This is a genomic window from Mesorhizobium sp. WSM4829, assembly GCF_055811475.1.
In genome coordinates this window covers 1-6,280 of sequence record NZ_JBVVQJ010000078.1, presented here as the reverse complement: position 1 = coordinate 6,280, position 6,280 = coordinate 1, and the positions used below count along the sequence as shown (strand labels likewise).

The following is a 6,280-nucleotide window of genomic DNA, read 5'->3' as shown; positions in this document are numbered from 1 at the left end:
AGCACAAGAAGGAGAACCTGAGGGCACTGGCCGCCTGAGACGCGGCCGCCATGTCCGCCGCTCCGCTAAACACGGGGGCTGCGCGGCGGACACGCCAACGTCACCGCTGAATGCCACGCCATTTTTGCAGAACTTGACGCACACAACTGGACGTTGACTACGGCGCAAAAGCGACGCCCCCCTTGTTCTAGCATTCCACTGCATGGTCCAGACGTCGGGATAGCATCAAAGGTTGACCAGGCCCACCGTAGGACTGTCGACAAACAGCGCGATTTTGCAACCCGTATGCGAGATTCTACACGTGAAAATTTGGCTGAGACTTGGCAGAGCCAAAGGTCACGTGAAAACCATTTAAGATACCGCTGCCGCTGCCCCGGCTGAGGGACGCAATGATGCCACCTACCCGAAGGGAGAGACCGGCAGGCCGGCATAGACGATGGCGAGCGATTTGCGCAGTCGCCTAGCGCATAAGGCCGGCCGCCCGCAGCGCATCCTCAATGATCTTCTTCACGCCAGGCTGGCCCAATTCCGTGTGACGTGGGAACTGATGGATGGCAGTCGGCTGTGGGGGCTTCGTCTTCGCTTCTTTCTATTTGGCGCCGGTGACTGGGGCAGTGGCCGTTGGATACCAGCCAGATGCGTTCGCTGCGACACTCACGCCCGACACCGCCTTCGTTTCTGTCATGGCTGCGAACAACGAGACGGGTGTCGTTCAACCCATTGGAGTTTTGACCGATATCGTCGCCGCCTCGCTCCGGAGGCAATCCTACACATGGACGCCGCGCAGGTTGTTGGTCGAATACCCATCGATCTGACAGACGAGTTCGTCGAAGTCGATCTGCTCTCCCTATCGGCGCATAAATTCCAAGGCCCGAAACGCGTGGGCGCGTTGTACATTAGGGAGGGGTTGCCCTTCGAACCGCTTTTTTATGGTGAACAGGAGGACGGGCGACGGCGCGAACGCTGAACAGCGAAGCAGCCGCCTGACTGGCCGTTGCCGCGAAACAGGCGGCTCGGCGGCTGCGTGTAGCGAGTGGCATCGAAGCGCTTCGAAACAACTTTGAACGGGAGCTGGCAATCCGCCTGCCGCAAGTACGTTTTATTGGGATTCGAGCACCGCGCTTTCCAAATACGTGCTCTTTGACCATCGCGTGGTGTGACGCCGATGCGATTGTCGAGCGCTTGGCGATGCGCGGAATCTGTCTCTCCACAGGTTGCGCCTGCCGCGCTGGCGCCACCGATCCGTCGCATGTGCTGCGACGATGGGGTCAGCTATGAAGATGCTAAGCCTACGCTGCGAGTGAGCCTTTCCACATTTACTCCAAAGGCGGATCTTGAGTTGGCAATGGCCGAAATAGTCGCTGCCGTGAATACGGAGCCACAACGACCGCGCTCGAAGTCTGACAATTCTTCAGCACCAGTTCGCATAGCCGGACGCGAAAGGTTGCGCCTCTAATTTGAAGTTCTGAACGCGAGTAGGTCTGAACACGGATGCCCGGCAGGAGACTGAGCTCGCTGCCGGGCCGGGTACGCCTTGGGAGGTGGCGTAATTCAGCGACTCTCGTGATGGTGGGAACCACTCAGTCCGCGTGTTTTGATGAATAGCATGCATGTACTGTGCCAAGGCAAAAAGCGTATAAACACCCGAGAGTCGGCTTCCTCTACGTTGCGTACTCGACATTGTCGGCTATCGGACAATACCGAACATGCCTCTCGGTTTGGACCGACGCCTGACCAGAGCGCACCCGCAAGGCCGTTCGCTGCCATGTCCGACCGGACCAACTGATGGTGACATGGTACGCTATCTGCGAACTGTTCGCCGGCTGACGCACAGGGCGGACTGTCACTTTTTAAAGAAGGAAATCTCTGTACCCTCCATTCATGAGGGCGCGGCCACGCGAGACGGCGCGGCGAATGCGGTCGCGCAGATGATCGCGAGGATCCCTCCAGTCGGCATGGACGCGCCGTTGACCAACCAGCGCTTCGGCGAGCTCACGATGTGACGCCCCAGCAAGTGAGCCGTCGAGCGCACGAAGAACGAAGGTCAAACGCGGACCGCGTCTTTCCGGCGGAAACAAGCGGGCGGGCAGGTGTTGACCCAGACTTAGAGCATTGAGGCACTCGAGCGCCCTCAGACGGGGCTTCGAAAGCATCGCTGGCCAGATCGCCTCGGTGCGGAGGCAAACAGGGCGCAAGATATCCGCGCCAGAGACGGCGAGCTGGAGCGTATGTTCCGCATTGCGAAGAAGAACATGCTGGCCCTTGTCGGGCGCCAGCAGGACCGTCGCACGACATGGCAACGCCGAGAGTTCGAGCGGCAATGTCGCCGAGGATGCGGACAGCTGTTCTGCAATGACCGGCAGCACATGGACGCACCAGAGCGGAGACCAGAATACGAGCGAATTTCGCCCATAAGACTCGGCGAAACAGGACACCCCAGCGCGACAGGTCACCGGCCAACGCGACCACGTCGAGAAAGGGTTGGTTAGACAGAGTATGGGCCTGCTGGCGCGCAGCGACCAGATCACGCTGGAATGCTGGGTTGCGGCGCAAGAACTCCCAGGCCCACTCGCGCGGCGTCAGACCAGCGGTGTAATCATATGATCTTTCATCGCGCCAATCAGCCTCGTCCGCGCCAGTCACGAGAACTGTAGGCACGACTGTGCTCCCCTGCCCGCCCCCAGGGGGGTCGAAAGTTTATGCCACTTGGCAAAGCACCGGCGCCGGGGCCACCAGACCCCGATGACGCCATTTGGTCGAAGAGTGTGCCATTGGCACCTTGGAGGGCAGAAGGCGCGCGCAAACAGCAAGAACACCGTCGAACCCGCGCAGCGACAGCCAGCGCGGCCTGAGCACGCCAAGGATATCGGTTTCGTACCGGTGATCGGCTCATCCGTCCCGTTCAAGAGGTTCCTTGGAGACGTAGTGGCGTGGCGGTGGATTGCACGCTGCTTGTGGGAAAGTTGTCGTAGCGCCGGCGCTATAAGCTCAGTCATGGAGGTCTCCTCGGGGGAATTTCCGCCATTGGAGGCCAAGTTCCGCGCTATGGCAGCCTGTATAGTTGTACAGGTTAAGCCGACAGCTCAGTGGACCGCAAAACGAACCGGCGAGGCGCGCAGATCGCTTTTTGCCGGTGCTCACGCCGAGCTTTCTTTGCGGACGGTATGGAGATCGAGCGCGGCCGGGGCCCACTAGCGCCTGCTGCAGCTGATTCTTCCAAGCAGACTTGCCCCACGCTGCCTTTGGTGCGGGCGCACAACTCGCAGCGTCAGCCAAAGACCGCCGATCGTTGGCCGTCTCACCGAGATAGGATGCCGAGCCGGAGCTTCCCTGTTCCTGACCCTTATACCTTGCATATCGGACGGCGGCCCGACATCAGCCCAGGTTGCCATAGGGACGAGTCCCATGCGTTCGCCCGAATGCAGCTTGGTGACTTGATCGACAGACTTCAAGAATGCAATCAAGGGAACGGTGCAGGCCAAGATTGCGGCAGGGCTTGGGCACCATCAGGTCGCCCAAGCGGCGCCCAGCCCTTTTCCTGGAATCTCCGGTTTTTTGCCGCTGGACCACAGCCCAGCCACTCCTGCTTGAGTGCTGCACGGTGTCACCGCTCGCGCCGGAGGTTGATCCGGTGATTACGGGGTACGCTCGTTGTCGCATTCGCGACGATGTCTGACATCTGACACAGCGCTGCCAGAGCGATCCCATTGTTCCGTAAGGATTTCCCAGTTGGCACGACGGTTGCGGTCCTATGCGCAAAAGCACTGCGACGCCGCACCGACTGGGAAGAACTCATCCATGATCGCGCTTTTCGAACATGCGGGCGCCGCCGCAAACATTGATCCTTCTCGAGCAGGCGAGAGCCATTGCTCCTTCATTCCTCAGGTCTTTCGGACATGAGCGAATTCGATTTCCGCCCAACGCTGAATGCGCCCGACGATGACCCCCATCTTTGGCTTGAAGATGTAGAAGGCGAACCGGCACTTGCGTGGACCGCCAGCCAGTCGGCAAAGACCCTGAAGCACTTCGCGGGAACGCAGTTCGAGCGCGACCGGGCGGCCCTGACAGCGATTTTCGACCGTCCTGACAAGATTCCCACCATCTGGCGCCGTGGTCAGTACCTCTACAATTTCTGGCAAGATGCCGGAAACCCGCGCGGACAGTGGCGCCGGACCACCCTTGCCGCCTACATGAAGGCGGATCCCCAATGGGAGCTACTGGTCGATCTGGACGCCCTCGCGGCGAGCGACGGAGAAGACTGGGTCTGGGGCGGCGCGTCGATCGAGCCGGAGACGCGCGAAAGAGCCGTCTTGCGCATGTCGCGCGGCGGCAGCGACGCGGTCGTGCATCGCGAATTCGACCTGAGCTCTCTGAGCTTTGTCGCCGACGGTTTCAATCTCCCCGAGGCCAAGGGTGACATTGATTGGCTCGACCCCAACACGCTTCTGCTTTCCAGTGCGCTTGGTCATGGCATGGCCACCCGCTCCGGTTACGCGCGCACCGTGCGACTGTGGAAGCGTGGCGCGGATCCCCTCACCGCGCCGGTAATCTTCGAGACCGGTTCCGAAACCCTGGGTGTGTCTGGCCATCTGGACCGTACCGCCGAGAGCGAGCGCGTGTGGTTCATCGAGCAGCTGGCCTGCTTCGAGCAGATCGTCCGCATTGGCGATGAAAGCGGGCCGAAGATTGAAATCGACCTTCCTAAGGACGCCTGGTGGGGTAACTTCGGCGATTGGCTGGCGGTAAAGCCGCGCACAGCATGGACGGTAGCCGGGACGACCTATCACGCCGACGCGCTGATCGGCATCTCGCTTTCCTCTTTGCTGGCCGGCGAACGCCGTTTCAGTACCCTGTTTGAACCGGACGAGAGGCGCTGTCTGCAGTCATTCTTCTGGAATGACGGGAAGCTCATTATCGCCTACCTGGCGAACCTCGTTCCGAGATTCGAGGTGTTCACGCCGGGCCCGCAGGAATGGACGCGCCGAGCCCTGGACACCGTTCCCGTGCAAGGGACTGTTCACCTCTGGTCACTCGATGCCGCAGATCACGAGACCAATGGGGAGGTTCTGGTCGGGGCTCATGATCCAATCACCCCGCCGCAGCTTTTCCTATTCGATCTCAATGCCGCCCCGCCTGTCAGCGCTTCAGTAATCCTGAAGCGCAGCCCGGAGAATTTCGACGCATCCGGCCTGGTGGTCACGCGCCACGAGGCAGTATCGATCGATGGTGAGATGATTCCCTATACACAGGTCGGTCCGGCGGATGGGAACGGGGATGCCCCGGTTCATCTCAGCGCCTATGGCGGGTTCGGCATATCGCTCCTGCCCTCCTACAACTCCTCGCTCGGCAAGCTGTGGCTCGAGCGCGGCGGCACGTGTGTGGTGGCGAACATCCGCGGGGGCGGCGAGTTCGGCACCCGGTGGCACGATGCCGGGCGGAGGGAGGGCAAGCGTCTCGCCCATGACGATTTCGCCGCCGTTGCCGCCGACCTCGTGCGAAGGGGCATTACGCTGCCGAGGCGGATTGCCGCCGAGGGCGGCTCAAACGGCGGTCTGCTGATCGCCAACATGCTTACCCGCTATCCTGAGCATTTCGGCGCGCTGTTCTGCACGGTTCCGCTTATCGATATGCGCCGCTACACCAAGCTCCTGGCGGGCGCGAGCTGGATCGACGAATATGGCGATCCCGACAAGGCTGACGATTGGGCTTTCCTGAAGGAAATCTCCGCCTATCACGCCGCGACGCCCGGACAGCCCTATCCGCCTATCCTGCTCGCGACCACGAAGCGGGACGACCGCGTCCATCCGGGCCACGCGCGCAAGATGGCGGCAAAGCTGCAGGCCCTTGGCTATCCCGCGTACTTCTACGAGCCCGGCGCGGGCGGCCACGGCTACGGCAAGGACAATCGGGAGCGCGCTGCATTCATCAGTCTTGGCATCCACTTCCTTCGCAGCGCGATCGGCTGGCACGCCGATAGCTTTCATAGACGACCGGGAGCTAGAGAAAGGCGGGCGTCGAATGAGTGAGTAGAGGTCGAGGACTGCGACAAGGTGCAAATAATGCGAGCACGGTTTGCGCAAATGCGCGCCCCGCACGCTGTCGATATCAATCAATACTGCAGGACTATTGCAGTCTACCATTTCTGAAGAGCAAGGAGAAATATCATGGCAACAAATCGAGTGAAGGTGGCGCGGGGAGTAACAGCGGCCGTCGTCTTGATGCTGCTGGCACAGCCGGCTATCGCGACTCCAAAAGCCCCCTGCGCCTCTCCGCCTCCCCC

General features: G+C 61.0%; 3 protein-coding genes and 1 pseudogene. 2 read left to right on the top strand and 2 right to left on the bottom strand.

Features of this window, described 5'->3' with window-relative positions:
- The first annotated feature begins 436 nt into the window (after nucleotides 1–436).
- Nucleotides 437–967 carry an aminotransferase class V-fold PLP-dependent enzyme gene (locus AC0L17_RS33865; protein WP_473518905.1) on the top strand — a complete coding sequence of 177 codons (531 nt, stop codon included), beginning with the start codon at nucleotides 437–439 and terminating at the stop codon, nucleotides 965–967.
- A gap of 883 nt (nucleotides 968–1,850) precedes the next feature.
- Here AC0L17_RS33865 and AC0L17_RS33860 read toward each other — a convergent pair.
- Both AC0L17_RS33860 and AC0L17_RS33855 read right to left on the bottom strand, forming a co-directional pair.
- A complete protein-coding gene (locus tag AC0L17_RS33860; protein ID WP_473459462.1) occupies nucleotides 1,851–2,366 on the bottom strand; it encodes a DUF2285 domain-containing protein in 516 nt (171 codons plus the stop codon).
- A gap of 115 nt (nucleotides 2,367–2,481) precedes the next feature.
- Nucleotides 2,482–2,643, bottom strand: a pseudogene (locus AC0L17_RS33855) (transcriptional regulator domain-containing protein); the annotation flags it as partial.
- 1,253 nt (nucleotides 2,644–3,896) lie between these two features.
- On the opposite strand from AC0L17_RS33855, the gene AC0L17_RS33850 reads away from it, so the two are divergent.
- Complete coding sequence (locus AC0L17_RS33850; RefSeq protein ID WP_473518904.1) at nucleotides 3,897–6,026, top strand: prolyl oligopeptidase family serine peptidase; 2,130 nt, start codon at nucleotides 3,897–3,899, stop codon at nucleotides 6,024–6,026.
- Nucleotides 6,027–6,280 lie beyond the last annotated feature (254 nt).